This is a genomic window from Oleiphilus sp. HI0132 (genome assembly GCF_001635845.1).
In genome coordinates this window covers 1-308 of record NZ_LWGJ01000780.1, presented here as the reverse complement: position 1 = coordinate 308, position 308 = coordinate 1, and the positions used below count along the sequence as shown (strand labels likewise).

At 46.4% G+C, this 308-nt stretch carries 1 protein-coding gene; it reads right to left on the bottom strand.

All coding sequences use genetic code 11. The annotated features are described in order from the left end of the window. Positions 1 to 7: 7 nt before the first annotated feature. The coding region (locus tag A3766_RS09155) for a DapH/DapD/GlmU-related protein (protein ID WP_304440949.1) at positions 8 to 308 on the bottom strand (301 nt) is incomplete at its 5' end.

Below are 308 nucleotides of genomic sequence, written 5' to 3'. Positions count from 1 at the left end.
CCAGATACTAGTTGTTGGCGTGAAGCTCTTCATTCAGTTCAATGGCAGTCTTATTAGTTAAGCATTCAACTCGACCATTTGCCGAGTTTCGGCGGAACAGTAGGTCGGCTTTATTTGCTAGATCACGTGCTTTAACCGTCTCAACGACCTGGTTTTCAGCGTCAAGCATAACTACTTTTGTACCGGCAGTAATGTAGAGACCTGACTCAACAGTACAGCGATCACCTAAAGGAATGCCGATACCTGCATTGGCACCTATCAAGCTGTTCTCGCCAACCGCAATGATGATGTTACCGCCACCAGATAAG